This is a genomic window from Pseudomonas gingeri (assembly GCF_013385635.1).
Taxonomy (GTDB): Bacteria; Pseudomonadota; Gammaproteobacteria; order Pseudomonadales; family Pseudomonadaceae; genus Aquipseudomonas; species Aquipseudomonas gingeri_A.
In genome coordinates this window covers 64,998-83,831 of record NZ_JACAPR010000004.1, presented here as the reverse complement: position 1 = coordinate 83,831, position 18,834 = coordinate 64,998, and the positions used below count along the sequence as shown (strand labels likewise).

Annotated in this window: 8 protein-coding genes; 6 read left to right on the top strand and 2 right to left on the bottom strand. The window is 63.3% G+C overall.

Translation table 11 applies throughout. From position 1 onward, the window contains the following. Window positions 1-691: 691 nt before the first annotated feature. Entirely contained in the window at window positions 692-5,686 is a 4,995-nt protein-coding gene (locus HX851_RS03615; protein ID WP_177065049.1) for a dermonecrotic toxin domain-containing protein, read from the top strand. A gap of 276 nt (window positions 5,687-5,962) precedes the next feature. On the opposite strand, the gene HX851_RS03610 is transcribed toward HX851_RS03615, so the two are convergent. Next, entirely contained in the window at window positions 5,963-11,281 is a 5,319-nt protein-coding gene (locus tag HX851_RS03610; RefSeq protein WP_177065048.1) for a dermonecrotic toxin domain-containing protein, read from the bottom strand. A 257-nt stretch (window positions 11,282-11,538) separates the two neighbouring features. On the opposite strand from HX851_RS03610, the gene HX851_RS03605 reads away from it, so the two are divergent. Genes HX851_RS03605 through HX851_RS03590 form a run of 4 tightly spaced genes read left to right on the top strand, consistent with a single transcriptional unit; the run spans window position 11,539 to window position 17,112 of the window. Next, entirely contained in the window at window positions 11,539-12,702 is a 1,164-nt protein-coding gene (locus HX851_RS03605; RefSeq protein ID WP_177065046.1) for an isovaleryl-CoA dehydrogenase, read from the top strand. 11 nt (window positions 12,703-12,713) lie between these two features. Further along, window positions 12,714-14,321 carry a carboxyl transferase domain-containing protein gene (locus tag HX851_RS03600; protein WP_177065044.1) on the top strand — a complete coding sequence of 536 codons (1,608 nt, stop codon included), beginning with the start codon at window positions 12,714-12,716 and terminating at the stop codon, window positions 14,319-14,321. Window positions 14,322-14,347: 26 nt separating this feature from the next. Further along, window positions 14,348-15,163 carry a gamma-carboxygeranoyl-CoA hydratase gene (locus HX851_RS03595; RefSeq protein WP_177065043.1) on the top strand — a complete coding sequence of 272 codons (816 nt, stop codon included), beginning with the start codon at window positions 14,348-14,350 and terminating at the stop codon, window positions 15,161-15,163. Beyond that, the gene (locus HX851_RS03590; RefSeq protein ID WP_177061147.1) at window positions 15,163-17,112 is read left to right on the top strand and encodes an acetyl/propionyl/methylcrotonyl-CoA carboxylase subunit alpha; all 1,950 of its coding nucleotides are present in this window, start codon (window positions 15,163-15,165) and stop codon (window positions 17,110-17,112) included. The genes HX851_RS03595 and HX851_RS03590 overlap by 1 nt, the downstream gene beginning before the upstream one ends. Window positions 17,113-17,305: 193 nt before the next feature. Here HX851_RS03590 and HX851_RS03585 read toward each other — a convergent pair whose 3' ends face one another. Further along, on the bottom strand, window positions 17,306-17,962 hold the full coding sequence (locus tag HX851_RS03585; RefSeq protein WP_177061145.1) for a LexA family protein: 657 nt from the start codon (window positions 17,960-17,962) through the stop codon (window positions 17,306-17,308). 129 nt (window positions 17,963-18,091) lie between these two features. Between HX851_RS03585 and HX851_RS03580 the strand changes: the two genes are divergently transcribed. Next, a complete protein-coding gene (locus HX851_RS03580; protein WP_177061143.1) occupies window positions 18,092-18,460 on the top strand; it encodes a DUF6124 family protein in 369 nt (122 codons plus the stop codon). The last annotated feature ends 374 nt before the right edge of the window (window positions 18,461-18,834 follow it).

Sequence of the window (18,834 nt, the reverse complement as noted above, 5' to 3'; positions counted from 1 at the left end):
GATTCAGCGATTTTTCCTGCGGCGATTGTCGAGCTAAATCTTCAAACCATTGATTTAAAAGGATTTGAAAAAGTTGGCACGCCACCTGCTATATCTCTTGCATAACAAGAATAAAAAGCAGCAAACCCATAAAAATAAGACGTACCGACTCTGACATAACAAAAACAACACGGCAGAGACGCAGCTAACAGATTTTTTTGGAGAAGGTGTGCTTTCAGGGGACTTAACCGTCACCCGCAACCGGGCAGAGAACAATAAAACTACCTCAAGGTAGCTCCCGAACTGGTTGGATCACCTGATAAGGCAGATCAGCGCTCAAAAAAATACGTTTGCTCTTTGACCCCGGATGGGGGTCAGCCAAAACAGCGGTAAAGGGCCACGGTTGACAAAAACAACAACAGACCGCCCCTCAATAATAAAAAAAGAGCACACAACAACGCATTCAAGGGGAGCTTCGGCTCCCCTTCGTGTTCCTGCCTTCCTGCCATTCGATGGCAAATCCTCCTAGCCGCAACCCGATGAACATCGTTCGCGGCGCTACCACGAAACGCCGGGAAAAAGACCATAACCAGCTACTTCAAAGACGCGAATAACAGATAATAACTAACTGATTTTACTCAACTTTTTCAACCTTTACGGACAGGTATTCGGCATAAGCTGAATACCGTATCCACGGAAAAAGCTGATTATCATGAGTACCCCGCAACCCCCACTTGCCAGCCCCGCCGCACCACTACAGTCGACCCGTAACCATCGCCTGATCCTCAAGCAACTACCACCCTGGCTGACCCAGGCCCCCCTCGAACGGCGCCGGGCCTTCGCTACGCGCCTCAAGCAGAGCCAGATATCCAAAAGTGCACTGAAGCAGTACCTCCAAGGCTTCAAAAGCGTCAAGGATTTTGCCGCCCCGCTACTGTCCAGAGCCTTGGATGACCACTACGGCCCAGGCCTGGATATTCACCAGGACCAGCTCCGCCACGTACATATCCTGGCTGCCGCTACCCTCGGCGCGCCGCGCCAGGAAAACACCCTCGTGCAAAGCCTGCTGCAAGCCGCCCTGCAGAACTTCGAAAGCAGCGAAACCGGTCCCTTCGGTTTCGATCGCGGTTCGGCAATCCTGCGCAAAAACACCGCGCCCCTGAACAAACCCATCACGCCCACGGATTTCGCCGCCGTCTGTCGACGGCTCGACCTCGGCGGCCAGTACAAGCAACACGTCGAACACTTTCTCCTGCCCACCGGACGAGGTCGTCCAAGCCCGCTCTACAATGTGCTCTTCGAGCAACAGGCGCGCGACGAACTGGCGGTACAGACGGAAATCGCCCTGATCAAGGGCCACGTGGATCAATCGGCCTACCAGATGTTGCAAGGTCTGCTCGCCCCCGTGCAGACACCCCAGTGGAACAAGCGCCCGGTGCACTGTTACTCCCTGACCCTGCTGGATTTCCCGAACGTCGACAGTGGCGGCTGGGGTGCGTTGCTCAAGGGCGTCATGCTGATCGAGCACAGCGTGCCGGCAAGCAACGGCGACCTGCCCTGCGTGGCCTACTTGTCCGGCGATCCGCAACAGGCCGTCAAGTGCTACCCGTCCGTCAATGCATTCCACAACGAACTCAGGGAACGCCTGCGGGATAAAACCTACCAGGCGTTCTTCAAGCATTATGTGCACCTGCGCACGCAACCGGCCTTCTTCCAGGCCCTCGACGATCGCCTGAACCCGCTCGATCCCGTCAGCGGGCAACGCAAGGCCGCCGCGCAAGCCAGCCTGCACCTGGAGAAAAGCTCGCTGGGCGACAACCCGTTCAACGAGTTCTGCGTCCTGCAAACGGTCAAGAAGCTCGACGATGCCCGCGTCAGCGCGGTGCCCACGGGCGATGAGGACAAGAAGACCCGTGTTGCCCGCCTGCACTCGTTGCTGAACTGGGGCATCAACCTGTTGTTCCTGGTGCCCGGGCTCGGCGAGGCGATGCTCGCGGTCGCGGCCGCACAGATGCTCGTACAGCTCTACAACGGCATCGACGAATGGCGCCATGAAGAAAAAATGCAAGCGGTGCTCGGCTTTATCGGCGTGCTGCTGAATGTCGAACTGCTGGGGGCCGGGACCGCTCTGGCCCGGGATGTCGAAGGTGCGTCGTTTGTCCAAGGGCTCAAGCCGATCAAATCCCCCCAAGGCAAGCCGGCACTGTGGAAACCCGACCTGACCCCTTACGAACACCCGTTGCCCGATTCGCCGGAACTGAAAGCCGATGCCTCGGGGCTCTATCACCATCAGGACCAGACCTACCTGGGCCTCAACGGCCGCCATTACCGGATCCGTCCCGATGCAACCGCCAACCGCTTCCGCCTGCAACACCCGAGTAACCCCGACACCTATGCCCCATTGGTCTATCACAACGGCAAGGGCGCCTGGCTCCATGAGTTCGAACAACCCTTGCAGTGGCAACGAGCGCAACTGTTTTCCCGGTTGGGGCCGGATGCGGCCAGCCTGGACCCGGCATCGGTGGAAAAGGTCATGCAGTTGAGCGAGGTTGACGACGGCATCCTGCGTCGGCTGCACCTGGACCAGGAACCGCCTCCGGCCCTGCTCGAGGACAGCGTGACACGCTTCAAGCTCGACCAGGACCTCAAGCGCCTGGTGCAACGCCTGCACAGCGGTGGCGAGGCCAACAGCTCACTGGACGAACTGCATATGGAACTGCAATTGCTCACCAGCGAACCGGTCTGGCCACAATCGAAAGTGTTGCGCCTGCTGGATCGACACGGCGCGCCGCTGAAGGAATACCCCGCCGGCCAGGCGCAATCGTTGCGACGCATCGACCTGCGCTGGCCCGGGCTCAACGCCAACCAACTATTGCGCAAGGTCCTGGAAAACCTCGATGAAACCGAAGCCCGTAACTTGCTGGGCGAGGACTTCGGCGCCGGTCCCATCAGCGTGGATGCGCGTACCGTGGCCCTCAGGCGCAAACTCGCGACCCAGGCCAGCAATCGTCGCAGGGAACTGTTCTACTCACACTATCGCTATCGCACCCAGAGCAACGACCCTGCCGTCACGGTGATCCGCCAGGAATTTCCGGGCCTGTCCAATCCGGTCGCGGAGGAATTGTCCAGAAACGCCAACCCGGCCGAGCGGCGGCTCCTGCTCGATGCTAAGCGCGTACCGTTGCGACTGGCGGAAGAGGCCCGGTATTACAGCCGTAACTTGCGTCTGGCGCGAGCCCGTGAAGGACTGTACCTCGACGCAACGAGCAACCCCGATACCGACAAACTGATCCTCAGCCAGATCGGCAAGCTGCCGGGCTGGTCGGACCAGATTCGCCTGGAAATACGCGAGCCGCATTTCAGCGGGCCATTGCTCGACAGCCTCGGCACGGAGCAGGCGCCGATTCGCAAGGTGCTGGTCAAAAGTGCCGGCCAGTACGAAGCCCATGACGCCCTGGGCCAGGAGCTGCACGGTCCGGACAATCTGTACAGCAGCGTCCTCCATGCCCTGCCCGACACCGAGCGCAAGGCCCTGGGTTTTCCCAGCCCCCATGAGGCGGCCAACCTCAAGCAGACCGTACTCGATCAGCCATTACCGCCGCGCAAGGAACTGGAAAAACTCCTCGGAGCGCCACCCACCAAGCCCAACGAAACACCGCCCATGCGCCTGGCCGCCCGTCGCCCCAGCACATCGGTCGCCGGCCCCGAGGCCGAGGAAAGAATCCCGGGCACACGCTCGCTGGCATTCACCACACTGGCGCAACGCCTTTATCCCGAACATTCCTGGCGACAGGTCGAGATCTTTCTCGGCCTGCGCGGCCTGAACGACGTCGCGGCGGTAAACCGCCTCGAAGAACTGGAGATCGAGTACAACACCTTGTGCACGGAGCTCGCCGCCTGGGTCGATACATCGGCGGAGCCCACCCTGCAAAGGATGGTCAGAATGTATATGGCCAGATCGATCAAGCAATGCTGGCGCCGGGAGTTCTTTCAGAGCGCCCCTGATCAAGGCTACCGACTCAACTTCGTACTGTACGACGCGGGAGTCCGGCTGCCGGTGCTGTCGGCCGACTTCAGCCATGTCACCGAACTGCTTCTGAGCCTGGGTCACCCGGACACTACCCAGGGGCTGAACAGTTTCCTCGAAGGTTTCCCGCAACTGCGGCGCCTGTATATCAGCGGCGGGGCCCTGAGCGAGATTCCGCCGGCGGTGAGCTCGATGTCCGAACTGGCCTACCTCAACCTCAACGGCAACCATATCGTCCTCAACGAGCAAACCGCCACCCTGCTCTCCGGGCTGACCCACCTGCGGGAACTGGACCTGGGCAACAATATGACCCTGGGTCGTACGCCGGATTTCAGCGCAATGCTCGAGCTGACCCGTATCGTCCTGCGCAACACCGGGCTCACTCAATGGCCGACCGGCTACCAGCAGTTGCCGGCATTGACCCACCTGGACCTGAGCTTCAACCAGTTGACCACGATCCCGGAATCAGTCCTGGATACCAGTGAGGAAGGGCAACGCATGGCCAGGGCTATCAATCTCCATGACAACCCCATCGGCACCGACTATTTCGATGACGCCGTGGAATACCACGCGGAAACCGGACTCGACCTGGGGCTGGATATCCCGAACGACTCGGATTCGGATGCCAGCGTGAGCGGTGATGAACCGCCGGCACATAGTCCGCAGGGCTCGCGGGAACTCGTCTCACGGGATGAAAGTGCCTGGATGGAAGGGCTCGACAACAAGGAACAGGAGGCCTTCCGTGACGCCTGGATGCGCCTGGCCGGCGAAGAACCGGTCGAGCAGTCCGAGGCGTTTTTCCGGGTGATCGGCGACCTCAGGGAGTCGGCCGACTTTGGCGATGAGGCCACGCGCGCCACGCTCAAGGACAAGGTCCGGCGCATGGTCAAGGCCGCGGTCGAGGACACCGCACTGCGCGAGAAACTCTTTGCCAAGGCCAACGCACCGCAAGGGGACGCCTGTGCCGACGGCATCACCGTGGCGTTCAGCGACATGGGCCTCGATGTGCTGCTGCACGAAGCCTATGCCGAACCGGACGCCAGCAGCACCGAGTTGAAACTGTTGCAACTGGCCAAGGGCAAATCGCGCCTGGATCGTGTCAATGCCCAGGCCCGGGCGGTGATCAACAAACGCCGGGGCGAGGGTCGGAGTCCCGATGAAGCGGAGGTCTACCTGGCCTTTCGCATCGGTCTGGGGGAGCGCCTGGAACTGCCCTGGCAGGCCTCGAAGATGTATTACAGCCAGATTGCCGGGGTCACCCCGACCCAGGTGGAGACGGCCTACCAGACCATCCTCGAGCAGGAGCGGCAGCCGCTGGATAACGTCAACCAGATCGTCAAGCAGGAGTTCTGGAAGGAATACCTGGAAATCCAGTACCTGCAAGAGCTCAGCGAGAAGGAGGCGCTGCGCGACGCCAAGAGCGACGCCCTGCTGGACCTGCAATCGGCCCAGGAGCGCTGGTTCAACACTGAAAACCTGCCGGAGGAGGAAAAGACCCGCTTGCAGGCCGTCATGAAAACCACGGCCGCGACACTGGGCAAGTCCGAGCAGGAGGTGTTCGAGCGGGCCATGACCGACGCCGAATACCAGAGCCTCTACGAAGCCATCGGCCGTGAACACAACAACGAAATGGAACGCCTGACGCTGCAGGCGTTGCAGGAACACGGCCTGGCGAGCTGATCTGCGTCAAGCTCGAACACAGCCACTGCAGGAGCCGGCTTGCCGGCGATGAGGCCCTTGAGACCGCTAAAAGCTTCGCGGGCAAGCCCGGCTCCTACACAAGCCAGCACCTACAAGTTTTTTTGATCGTTCCCACGCTCTGCGTGGGAATGCAGCCGTGACGCTCCGCGTCACAAAACCGGAGTGGAGCGGACGCGGGGCGTCCAGTGAGGCATTCCCACGCCGGAGCGTGGGAACGATCGAACGCCTGCGGGAACGATCGACTGCTCTTTCCCCTCAAAAATCCGTGGTGCCCGATACCACCAGGCGATCCAACGCCTCCTGGGTCAAGCGCCGCAGCATTGCGCCCTGCCCTTCGGCAATGGCCTCCAGCACCTCGCGATAGAGTCGCTCGCTCATCGGCTGCCCGCTGAACAACTGATCCGGCGCAATATCCAGATCCGCCGCCAGTTGCGTGATCGCTTCGCGCAACCCTGCTCGCTCGGCTTCAGTGCCGCGTCCGGGTTCGATCCACTCATCCAGCTTGTCCTTCAATGCTTCGAGGGCCTCCAGCCTGGCGTAGTAGAACTCGCTGTTGAGCTTGAGTTCGGCGGCATGTTGCTGCTCCAGGAACTCCCGCCAGAACGGCGGCTCCAGTGCCAGGAGCGCGCGGGCCAGGCCACCGTCCGCTTCCGCCGCCAGCACCACGCGCCCGGCGTCTTCGATCTGCTGCGGTGTCACGTTGGACATGGCCCGAAAGATCATCGCCTCGGGCTGGGCCAGCAACTCCAGTTTCTGTGTCAGGCCAATCCGGTAGGCCAGATGGATTTCCACTTCATCCGGGGGTTGTTCAAGGGCCAATTGTCGGCGGTACTCCCCATCCGCCACGCGCCCCAGGGCCTGCAGACGGGCCTTGCTTTTCGCCAGTTTCAACAGCTCGACACCGCGCGCGACAGGGTCGGCCAGGGCCTGCGCCTGCTCCAGCAGCACCTCGAAATCCAGGTTGCTGAAGATATCCGCCATACCGTCTGCACAGGTGTCGGTTTCCGCCGACAAGCGCAAAACCCTGCCGCGCAGTTCACTGTTACCGGCAATGGCGTCCATCATCCTCCAGACCCGCGACATCAGCGCCGGACGAGAGGCGGCCGCGGTGAAGTCCGCCGATATCGTCAGGCTCTGGATAACCTTGAAAAAATCACCGCTGCCGGGCTCTTCGTTCAACGCCTGCCAAAGAGCATTCCTGGAGGCCTGCTGCTCGACAGCAATCCCCTCCAACCAGAGGCTCGCGTCGGTAGCGTCAGGCAGCGGTACCGACTCCACCACGCCACTGAGCCCCAGTTGCAAGCCGGTGACCCGGGCCGCGCCAGTCAGCGGGTTGCCCAGCAGGTTGGTGGCCCAGCGCTGTGCGGGGCGCAAGGCACGCAACAGTGTCTCGACCGACGCCGGTATATGACTGATCGCGTTGTGACTCAGGTCCAGGGACTGCAGATCCGGACAATGTTCGAAACCCGTCGGCCACTGGCTGATCCCCGTACGCCTGAGGTGCAGGCTTTGCAGACGCGTCAGGCTCGAAACATCCGGTGCGATCCCCAGCGTATTGTCACTCAAGTCCAGTATTTCCAGGCTCGCCAGGCGTTCAAGCCCGACCGGCAAGGCCGTCAGTCCGGTCCTCTGCAAGCCCAAGCCACGCAGTCCGGTCAGCGCCGACAGGTCGAGCGGGTGACCGAGCGGATTGCCCTCCAGGGTCAGCAGTTGCAGGTGGGTCAGGCGCGCCAGTTGCCCGGCGGTTTGCGCCGTCAGGACAATGCCGTTGTCGGGCAGGATCAACTTGGTCAGCCCGCCCATGGCGGCGATGGCCGGTGGCAGCGCGCCAAGCTCGTTGGCGCTCATGGTCAGCCAGCGCACGCCACTGAACCGACGCAGGAAGCCATCGATATCGCCAGACACACCGACGCTGTTCAGGCTCAACTCGCTGACATGACTGAAGTCGGCGGTCAACGCGGGCAAGGTCCCGACCCGGTGGTTATCCAGCCTCAGCCGACTGCCCGGAAGCGCCCCCTGGGTGCCGCGGGCCGCGGGTGTCTCGCGACGCCAGCAGCGTTTGATTTCTTCGGCGACCAGGCGTCGCGTGGTGTCCGAGACCGCCATGAAGTGTCGACCCTGCCGGTAGTAGCTCGGGGTCCAGATCCAGCTGTCCAGGTGCTGGCTGAGATGCTGGTATTCGATCCACAGCTCCCCCAGGCGCCCGGAAAAAACCAGGTCGTCGGCCTGTTCCTGACCGAGAAAGCGCTCCACCGCCTCCCACGAATGGGCCGGGTAGACTTCGCGGGCCAGCTTGATCAGTTCCGGGTTGCGCCTTGGCGCGGCGACAGCGCCGGTGTTCTCCATGCCGAGCAAGCGCCCCATGGTTCGCCATTCGCGACTGGGGTAAACCGCACGGGCCAGCTGGATCACTTCGCGGTCGGGTCCTGCTGACACGCTGGCCATTCCCTCCTCGTCAGGCACATAACCGCTACGTCCGGCGGCCAGGCGCATCGGCGGGTTGCCGGACGCCACGGGCGGGACCACCAGTTGCTCGCGCGGCAATGTCGGCAACGCCCGCAGCGCCTGCTTCAGTTGCCCGCCCTGGCCGACATGGGGGAAACCCAGGGCAATGCGCTCGGCATCCGGCAAGGCATGCAGGATCGCGGCATACAGATCGTCCGAACCGTGCAGATCACGAGCAACCTCGTCACAAGCCTCATACAGGCCTTGGTCCCTGATCAACACACGGTTGATCGACGCACTCCGCGGGCCGACACTGGCCAGCAAGGCCCCATCAAATGCACCGTCGCGGATTTCGATGCGGACATCTTCCGACCAGCCCGGCAACTGCTCCAGCATCGGCAGGACCACCCGATAGGCCTCGTCCTGGTTCACCGAGTCGAGGTACAGGCTTTCATACAGGCGGACCTGGTGCACGGTGCGCAGGTAGTGGCGCGCCTCCTCGGCGAGCCGCAGGGGCACGCGCCCGGCGTCGAATTGCTGCAATTCACGACTGTCGGCCTGCCTGGCCAGCTCCTGCGCCACCCGCACCGGCAGGCGCGGGAATTCCCTGTGCAGCACGGCAACACCCGGCTCATCACGCACTGGCGCCGTGCGATGGTAATAGTGCGAATCGAACAGGTCCGCCCGACGCCTGACGGCCTCCCCGGCCAGGCGCTGGCGCAGGGTCGCGACCCGCGCCGACAGGCTGACCGTGCCCAAGCCGAACTCCTCCCGCAGCAGCGTACGGATCTGCGCCTCGTCGAGCTGGCGCAGCACTTGTTCGAGCAAGCCGTCCGCATCCAGCCCCGGCCAGCGCACTTCGATACGCGGGATCCCGGCGTCGATATTTTCCGGGTACTCCTGGAGCAGGCGCCCCGAGCCGTTGAGCAGCCTGAGCACCTTCGAACGGGGCCAGACGCGATCGCTGGTGAGCAGTTGCATCTCCATATGCAATTCATCGAGGGATCCGCTCGATGCGCCGCCCGCCTGCAAGCGCTGCACCAGTCTCCCGAGTTCGCGGTCGAGGACAAAACGCGTCACGGTGTCACCCAACAAGGCCGGCGGCAGTCGGACATTCTGCTGCACCTCGCGCAGCACATCGGCGTCGATGCCACAGAGGTCCATGATGCGCCTGGCGCTCAGGCCGTCGAGGCTGGCAGCCTCGGGCCCGAGGCGGGCAAACAGGCGCTCGTCGTCCCAGCTCAGCGGCGCGTCGAGTTCATGCCGCCAGCCGCCCGCGCCGTTGGAACGAAACACCGGGGCATAGGGATTGACCAGCTCGTCCGCGCGGGCATGGCGGGCGCGATAACCTCCCGGCCAGTGCTCGTCGGCCTGTAGTCGGTAGTAGCGGCCCTCCAGCGGCAGGTAGTAGTCATCCAGGTAATCATGCGCGCCCAGCTTGTCCGGCAAGGCGCCGCTGGGCAGCAACGGCTGGTGTTCGTAGGGGCGCAGATCAGGCTTCCACAGGCGCATGACGCCCTCGCGCAGGCTGACCGGCACCAGGCTGTCGACAAACGCCGAGGTGTCGACATGCGGCAGCACGGCGCCGACGCCGCCGATAAACACCACGTTCATCGCCACCCCGAGCAGGTGCGCCCAGGCTTCGCGGGTTTCTCCCGCCTCCCAGGCCTCGACCCCGGAATAGACCTCGTGGAGCATCCGGGTCGCCATGGCGAGCAGCATGACCTGGCCGAGACCGGGCACGAACACCAGCAGGTTCAGCACATCCATGCCGGCGTCGAACATCGCCATGAACCGGGCGATCCGCGCTTCGCGGTCCTCGTCATTGGTGGGCACGGCCAGGGAGCGGGCATCACCGAGCATGCGGCCGATCTTCAGCTCGCAGGCATCCGCCAGCACCCTCTCCAGCGCGGCGCGGCTGTCCACGCGCAAGGGCCGCTCGACCAGTTCCAGGCCCACGCGCAGACCCGGATCGAGCCGGTAGTCGTCCCACATATCGTGCCGGTCGGCGGGGTCCAGGCGCTTTTTCAGCGCCGAGAAAAAGGCCGCCTGCTCGCGTATCGGGATAAAGCGGCTGAAGAATCGCCGGTAGCCGGCGCCATGCAGGCGCGTACGCAGCTCGATCATGAACGCCGTGGTCGAGGCGTAGTGCCGGATCGGCTGCCGGTCATCGCCGGGCACATAGGCCACGCAACGTTGCAACGTGCCGCCATGGCCGGCGCCGAACAGCAGGATGTCACTCAAATCGACTCCAAGCATGCGCAGGCGCAAAGGCCGCACGCCGTGACCGTCCAGGCGCATATCGCCCAGGTCCGCCAACCACTGCAACAGCATCCGGTAGGCGTCCTGGGGAATGTCGTCTTTCATCCGCGCCAGATGCACGGCCTCGCGCAACTCGTTGCGCAGGTGCAGGACCCAGGTCTGGCGCAGACGTTGCTTTTGCCCGACGTCGACCGGATTGAGCACCGCGTTGAGATGCGCCTGGTATCGGCCTCCCAGATCCAGCATGCGGCACAGCGCGGCAAAGCGCTCGGGACGCAAGGGCAGCTCATGCTCCCTGATATAGGTCATCCGCACCCCGCCGCTGTTGTGATCATGGGTGATGAACTCACTCCCCTCGGCGGGGGCCTTGGCGGCTTCGGCGGCGACAAAGTTATGCAGCGCCGCCTCTAGCAGGGTGATGTCCCAATACCAGTGCCTGACCTGCGGATCGCCCGCCGAAAAATCAAGGAGGCCGCCCAGGCTGGACGCACGCCGGCGCTGCATCCGCCGCACGAAATAGGTCTGCCTGACGTCCAGTTCCAGGCCGAACGTCTTGTGTATCGCCTCTTTCAACAAGGGCTCGGCAAAGCGCTCCAGCGGCAGGATGCGCGCCAGGATCGCCTCGAGTTCGTGCTGGCTCACGCAACGATCGTGCTGGCTTTTCTCGAAATCGGTGCGCAGGGCAACGGCGGCCTGTGCATACCAGGGCGGCAGGCTCGGTTCCAGCCTGGCCAGTGCCTTGAGGCAGGCAGAGCCGGGGTGTTTCAGCGGTGCCGGAATCCGGCTGGCGATAAAGGCCTGGTGACGGTTCAGCGGCACAATCGACTGGGCCGCGCGTCTGCCCGGACGGATCGGGTGATCATCCATGGATCGGTGTACTCCTGGTTAAAAACCCGAGCGTACGGATACCTCTCGCAGGAACAAGCGCAAATAGTGGGACGTATCGGCCCCGGCAAGAGACATAAATCAACTGCGTGTCATCACTATGTAGCCCCCGCCCCGCCACTGCGGGACAGGTCCATGGAAAATGCCCGATTGACAGTCGGCCCCATCATCTTTACGTTAACGTAAAGGTAAATAACCATTCCCACTCGCCTTGCTTATTCCATAACAAAAGGTGCCCCATGAGCTATCCGACCCTGAACTTCGACCTCGGCGAAACCCTCGACATGCTCCGCGACCAGGTGCAGGGCTTCGTTGCCCGGGAGCTGGCGCCACGGGCGGCACAGATCGATGTGGACAACCTGTTTCCCGTCGACATGTGGTGCAAGTTCGGCGATATGGGTCTGCTGGGCATCACCGTGCCGGAAGAATACGGCGGTGCCGGCCTCGGCTATCTGGCCCATGTGCTGGCGATGGAAGAAATCAGTCGTGGCTCGGCCTCGGTCGCCCTCTCCTACGGCGCGCATTCCAACCTCTGCGTGAACCAGATCAACCGCAATGGCACTCATGCGCAGAAAACCCGCTACCTGCCCAAGCTGATCAGCGGCGAACATATCGGCGCCCTGGCCATGAGCGAACCCAACGCCGGCTCCGACGTGGTCTCGATGAAACTGCGCGCCGACCAGCGCGGCGACCACTACGTGCTCAACGGCAGCAAGACCTGGATCACCAACGGCCCCGACGCCAACACCTACGTGATCTACGCCAAGACCGACCTGGAGAAGGGCGCCCACGGCATCACCGCGTTTATCGTCGAGCGTGACTGGAAGGGCTTCAGTCGCGGCAACAAGTTCGACAAGCTCGGCATGCGCGGCTCCAACACCTGTGAGCTGTTCTTCGATGACGTCGAAGTACCGGAGGAAAACATCCTCGGTAGTCTCAACGGCGGCGTGAAGGTGCTGATGAGCGGCCTCGACTACGAGCGCGTGGTGCTCTCCGGCGGCCCGACCGGGATCATGCAGGCCTGCCTGGACCTGGTGGTGCCCTATATCCACGACCGCAAGCAGTTCGGCCAGAGCATCGGCGAGTTCCAGTTGATCCAGGGCAAGATCGCCGACATGTACACCCAACTCAACGCCAGCCGCGCCTACCTGTACGCCGTGGCCCGCGCCTGCGAGCGCGGCGAGACCACGCGCAAGGACGCCGCCGGCGTGATCCTGTACAGCGCCGAACGCGCGACCCAGATGGCCCTGGAGGCGATCCAGATCCTCGGTGGCAACGGCTATATCAACGAATTCCCCGCCGGACGCCTGCTGCGCGACGCCAAGCTGTATGAGATCGGCGCCGGCACCAGCGAGATCCGTCGCATGCTGATCGGCCGCGAACTGTTCAACGAAACCCGCTGAGGGGCGCGCATATGGCAATCCTGCACACGCAACTCAACCCGCGCTCGGCCGAGTTCGCCGACAACCGCGCGACGATGCTCGAACAGGTCGTGGCCCTGCGCTCGCTGCTGGTCCAGGTCCAACAGGGCGGCGGGCCGAAGGCCCAGGAACGGCACACCTCGCGGGGCAAGCTGTTGCCACGGGAGCGGATCAACCGCCTGCTCGACCCCGGCTCACCGTTCCTGGAGATCAGTCAGCTGGCGGCGTATGACGTCTATGGCGAAGACGTGCCGGCCGCCGGAGTGATTGCCGGCATCGGTCGCGTCGAAGGGGTCGAATGCATGATCGTCGCCAACGATGCGACGGTCAAAGGCGGTTCCTACTACCCGCTGACCGTGAAAAAACATCTGCGCGCGCAGACCATCGCCCAGCAGAACCGCCTGCCCTGCATCTACCTGGTGGACTCCGGCGGCGCCAACCTGCCGCGCCAGGACGAAGTGTTCCCGGACCGCGAGCACTTCGGGCGGATCTTCTTCAACCAGGCCAACATGAGCGCCATGGGCATCCCGCAGATCGCCGTGGTCATGGGTTCCTGCACCGCCGGCGGCGCCTATGTGCCGGCGATGGCCGACGAAGCGATCATGGTCCGCCAGCAGGCGACCATCTTCCTTGCCGGGCCGCCGCTGGTAAAAGCCGCCACCGGTGAAGTGGTGAGCGCCGAGGACCTCGGCGGCGCCGATGTGCACTGCCGGATTTCCGGGGTCGCCGACCATTACGCCGACAGCGATGAACATGCCCTGGCCCTGGCCCGGCGCAGTATCGCCAACCTCAACTGGCGCAAGCTCGGCGAGTTGCAGCAGCGCACGCCGATCGCCCCGCTGTACGCTGCCGAGGAGCTGTACGGGGTGATTCCGGCCGATGCCAAGCAGCCCTCCGACGTTCGCGAAGTGATCGCCCGACTGGTGGACGGCTCGGTGTTCGATGAGTTCAAGGCGCTGTTCGGCACCACCCTGGTCTGCGGCTTTGCCCATCTGCACGGTTATCCCGTGGCAATCCTGGCGAACAACGGCATCCTCTTCGCCGAAGCCGCGCAGAAAGGCGCGCACTTTATCGAACTGGCCTGCCAGCGCGGCATTCCGCTGCTGTTCCTGCAAAACATCACTGGCTTCATGGTCGGCCAGAAGTACGAGGCCGGCGGCATCGCCAAGCACGGCGCCAAGCTGGTGACCGCCGTGGCCTGTGCCAGGGTGCCGAAATTCACCGTGATCATCGGTGGCAGCTTCGGTGCCGGCAACTACGGCATGTGCGGCCGTGCCTACGATCCGCGCTTCCTGTGGATGTGGCCCAACGCACGGATCGGCGTGATGGGCGCCGAGCAGGCGGCGGGCGTGCTGGTGCAGGTCAAACGCGAACAGAGCGAGCGTACCGGCCAGGTGTTTTCTGCCGAGCAGGAGGCCGAGATCAAGCAACCGATCCTCGACCAGTACGAGCACCAGGGCCATCCGTACTACTCCAGTGCACGGCTGTGGGACGACGGCGTGATCGATCCGGCGCAGACCCGCGAGATCCTCGGCCTGGCGCTCTCGGCCTCACTCAACGCGCCGATCGAACAGAGCCGCTTCGGCGTGTTCCGGATGTGATCACAAGCTGCACAGGACTCGACACCATGACCGATTTCAACACCCTGGAACTGCACAACGACCCGCGCGGCTTCGCCACCCTCTGGCTCAGCCGCGAAGACAAGAACAACGCCTTCAACGCCGAGATGATCCGCGAACTGATCCTCGCGCTGGACAAGGTCCAGGCCAACCCGGCCCTGCGCTTCCTGGTGCTGCGTGCCCGTGGCCGGCACTTCAGCGCCGGCGCCGACCTGGCCTGGATGCAGCAGTCGGCCGAACTGGACTACCACACCAATCTCGACGACGCCCGCGAACTGGCCGAACTGATGTACAACCTGGCCCGCCTGAAAGTCCCGACCCTGGCCGTGGTCCAGGGCGCGGCCTATGGCGGTGCCCTCGGCCTGATCGGCTGCTGCGACATGGCCATCGGTGCCGACGATGCGCAGTTCTGCCTATCGGAAGTGCGCATCGGCCTGGCCCCGGCGGTGATCAGCCCGTTTGTGGTCCAGGCCATCGGTGAACGCGCCGCGCGTCGCTATGCACTGACCGCCGAACGTTTCAGCGGCCTGCGCGCCCGTGAGCTGGGACTGTTGGCCGAAAGCTACCCGGCGGCCGAACTGGACCACCAGGTCGAGGCCTGGATCGACAACCTGCTGCTCAACAGTCCCCAGGCGATGCGTGTTAGCAAGGAGCTGCTGCGTGAAGTCGGCAGCGGTGTCCTCACGCCGTCCCTGCGCCGTTACTGCGAAAACGCCATTGCCCGTATCCGGGTCAGCCCCGAAGGCCAGGAGGGCCTGCGCGCCTTCCTGCAAAAACGCCCGCCGGGCTGGCAAGCCGAACCGACCGCCAAGGAGCCGCGTTGATGAGCGCCCCTGTGATCACCTCTATCCTGGTTGCCAACCGCGGCGAAATCGCCTGCCGGGTGATGCGTACCGCCAAGGCCATGGGCCTGACCACCGTCGCCGTGCACAGTGCCGTCGACCGTGATGCCCGTCATTGCCGCGAAGCCGATATCCGCGTCGACCTGGGCGGCAGCAAGGCCGCCGACAGTTACCTGCAGATCGACAAATTGATCGCCGCCGCCCGGGCCAGCGGTGCCCAGGCGATTCACCCCGGCTACGGTTTCCTTTCGGAAAATGCCGCGTTCGCCAGGGCTATCGAAGCCGCCGGGCTGATCTTCCTCGGCCCGCCCGCCGTCGCCATCGACGCCATGGGCAGCAAGTCCGCGGCCAAGGCGCTGATGGCCACCGCCGGCGTGCCGCTGGTGCCCGGTTATCACGGCGAGGACCAGGACCTCGACACTTTCCGCAGCGCCGCCGAACTGATCGGTTATCCGGTGCTGCTCAAGGCCACTGCCGGCGGTGGCGGCAAGGGCATGAAGGTGGTCGAGGAGGTCAGCCAACTGGCTGAAGCCCTGGCCTCGGCGCAGCGCGAGGCGCAGTCGTCGTTCGGCGATTCGCGGATGCTGGTGGAAAAATACCTGCTCAAGCCGCGCCATGTGGAAATCCAGGTGTTTGCCGACCAGCACGGCAACTGCCTGTACCTCAACGAACGCGACTGCTCGATCCAGCGCCGCCACCAGAAAGTCGTCGAGGAAGCACCGGCGCCGGGCCTGAGCCCGGAACTGCGCCAGGCCATGGGTGAGGCGGCGGTACGCGCGGCCCAGGCCATCGGTTATGTCGGTGCCGGTACCGTGGAGTTCCTGCTGGATTCGCGCGGCGATTTCTTCTTCATGGAGATGAACACCCGCCTGCAGGTCGAACACCCGGTCACCGAAGCCATCACCGGCCTCGACCTGGTGGCCTGGCAGATCCGTGTCGCCAGCGGTGAAGCCCTGCCGATCGGACAGCAGCAGGTGCCGCTGCGAGGTCATGCCATCGAGGTACGGCTGTATGCCGAAGATCCGGGCAACGATTTCCTCCCCGCCACCGGGCGCCTCGAGGTCTACCGCGAGTCGGCCGCCGGGCCGGGACGCCGGGTCGACAGCGGCGTGGCTGAAGGTGACAGTGTGTCGCCCTTCTACGACCCGATGCTCGGCAAGCTGATCGCCTGGGGCGAAACCCGTGAACAGGCGCGCCTGCGCCTGCTGGCGATGCTCGACGAATTCGCCGTCGGCGGGCTGAAGACCAACCTCGGTTTCCTGCGGCGGATCATCGGCCATCCGGCTTTCGCCGCGGCGGAGCTGGATACTGGCTTTATCCCCCGCTATCAGGAGCAACTGCTGCCGCCGGCTGGCGAGCTGTCCGATGAATTCTGGCAGGTGGCGGCCCAGGCCTGGTCGCGCAGTATGACCGTGATGCCACGCGCGGATGACCCGAACTCGCCCTGGGCCAGCAGCAATGGCTTGCGTAGCGGTCTACCGGCCGAAACCACCCTGCACCTGAGCTGCAAGGGTGAAGATCGGGCCCTGACTCTGGATCCGGTCCAAAGTGCAGGGATCGAGTTGCACGGTGAATCATTGTCCATCGAACAACAGGGTATGCGCCGCCGCCACCGGGTCATCCGCCAGGGCGACAGCCTCTACCTGCAATGGCAAGGCGAACTGCTGGCGATCAGCAGTCATGACCCGATTGCCGCCGTCGAGGCCAGCCACGGTCATCAGGGCGGCCTGACGGCCCCCATGAACGGCAGTATCGTCCGGGTGCTGGTAGAGGCCGGCCAGAGCGTCGAGGCCGGGACTCAACTGGTGGTGCTCGAAGCCATGAAGATGGAACACAGCATCCGTGCGCCCCAGGCGGGTGTGGTCAAGGCGCTGTATTGCCAGGAAGGCGAGATGGTCAGCGAGGGCAGTGCGTTGGTGGAGCTGGAATAGCCATCGCCGGCAAGCCGGCTCCCACAAGGTCGCGGTCCAGCTCAAATCCGGGCTCGGCGCTGGCCCCGCAGGAGCCGGGCTTGCCGGCGATGGGGCCAGCGAGATCTGTAGGAGCCGGGCTTGCCCGCGAAGCTTCTGGCGTCCTGAAGGGCCCCTTCGCGGGCAAGCCCGGCTCCTACAGGGATCGACAGCCTTAGAACTTGGTGGTGGCCTGTACGACCACACCGATAATGCTGTAGTCCTCGGTAAACAGAATCTTCGGATAGGTCGGGTTCAGCGGCTTCAGGTAGCGCTGGCCCCCCTCCTCCACCCACTGCCGGAAAAACGCCTCCTCACTGTCCCGCAGGCGGGCAATCACCAGCTTGCCGGGCTCGGCATCGAGATCGGGGTCGACCAGGATCAGCATGCCCTCGGGAACGCTGGTGCCCACTGGCGCGGTCATCGCATCCCCCGCCACCTTCAGCCAGAACGCCGCGCCCGAGGCGTAATGATCGGTCACCTCATAGTGCGTCTTGCGGTAATACCCCACATCCGTCTCCCGCGCCGGCACCACTGAATGCCAGTCGCTGACCGGGTAGCGGAACGCCGAGGTGATGTCATAGGCCTGCCCGTCCCGCTCCGACGGGTCCTGCGCCGCCACCGAACGGTCGCGGATCACCAGCACGACCTCCAGATGCCCGAGTCCCAGGGCCTGGAGCACCTTGTTCATGCTTTCGAGATCCGGCTGGCGCCGTTTGTTCAGCCAATGACCGACACCGCCCTGGGATACCCCAACGCGTTCTCCGAGTTTCTCTTGCGTGAGGTCTAGCTCGCGCAGCTTGGCTCTCACCAAGGCAATCCATTTATCCATGGGCGGAACAATACGGGCTGTATTCCGCCGTTCAATACACAAACTGTATTATATATGACAAACATAAAAATACAGTTGGTACTAGTCTTGTAGCGCTGATGTGACTTCTTCCTCAAAGGCAGGTTTTCCATGACTTCCACACCCAAACACATGACCGATATCCACACCATGTCCCCCTGTAATTCGCTCAAGGGGAGGCACGCGGCCCAACGCGCGCTCGACTATTATTTGAAACCAGCCGTTTCAGGCGCCCTCTCCGACGAGGGTGCCTGTCGACCGGACCAGGACAAGCTGTTCGCCGTGCGCGAGAACCTCAGTGTCGAGGAAGCGATGGTCCATGCCTCGGACCTGCTGCGCTGCGCCGCCGCCACCGCCTACGAAGCGGCCGACGCCCTGCAGGGCTCATCCCGTGACCTGGCGTTTTCCGTGGTGTACATGGTCGACATGGCCAAGGCCATGGTTGATCGCGCCCTGAGCGCGGAATGCCCGGGCATGTGAACCGCGCGCACGAACATACTGCTGATGCAGGGCAGCCAACGAAGAAAATCGGGGTATGGGGAGAAGATTGGAAAAATAATTTCCAAAAGGGACAGGAAAACATTTGACTTGCAAATGATAATGATTATTATTGCAAGCAGCTGATCGCGAGATCAGTCGATAACCCGGAGACCTTAGGTCGGACTCTGGATTATCTCCTCATCAGGCTAATCACGGTTTTTGACCCGGCTTTTTGCCGGGTCTTTTTTTTGCACCCGTTTTACGGGCTTTGCTTCAGGCTAATGAAGACTTTGGCGCTGCCATCTCGATGGAGCAGTCGCGATGGCGCGCATAATAGCAAAGGAGTATCGACCAGCGAAAGTCCGCCATCCCAC

Coding starts and splice junctions, on each gene's coding strand:
- HX851_RS03615 (WP_177065049.1), top strand. CDS start 692: ATGAGTACCCCGCAACCCCCACTTGCCAGCCCCGCCGCACCACTACAG.
- HX851_RS03610 (WP_177065048.1), bottom strand. CDS start 11,281: ATGGATGATCACCCGATCCGTCCGGGCAGACGCGCGGCCCAGTCGATT.
- HX851_RS03605 (WP_177065046.1), top strand. CDS start 11,539: ATGAGCTATCCGACCCTGAACTTCGACCTCGGCGAAACCCTCGACATG.
- HX851_RS03600 (WP_177065044.1), top strand. CDS start 12,714: ATGGCAATCCTGCACACGCAACTCAACCCGCGCTCGGCCGAGTTCGCC.
- HX851_RS03595 (WP_177065043.1), top strand. CDS start 14,348: ATGACCGATTTCAACACCCTGGAACTGCACAACGACCCGCGCGGCTTC.
- HX851_RS03590 (WP_177061147.1), top strand. CDS start 15,163: ATGAGCGCCCCTGTGATCACCTCTATCCTGGTTGCCAACCGCGGCGAA.
- HX851_RS03585 (WP_177061145.1), bottom strand. CDS start 17,962: ATGGATAAATGGATTGCCTTGGTGAGAGCCAAGCTGCGCGAGCTAGAC.
- HX851_RS03580 (WP_177061143.1), top strand. CDS start 18,092: ATGACTTCCACACCCAAACACATGACCGATATCCACACCATGTCCCCC.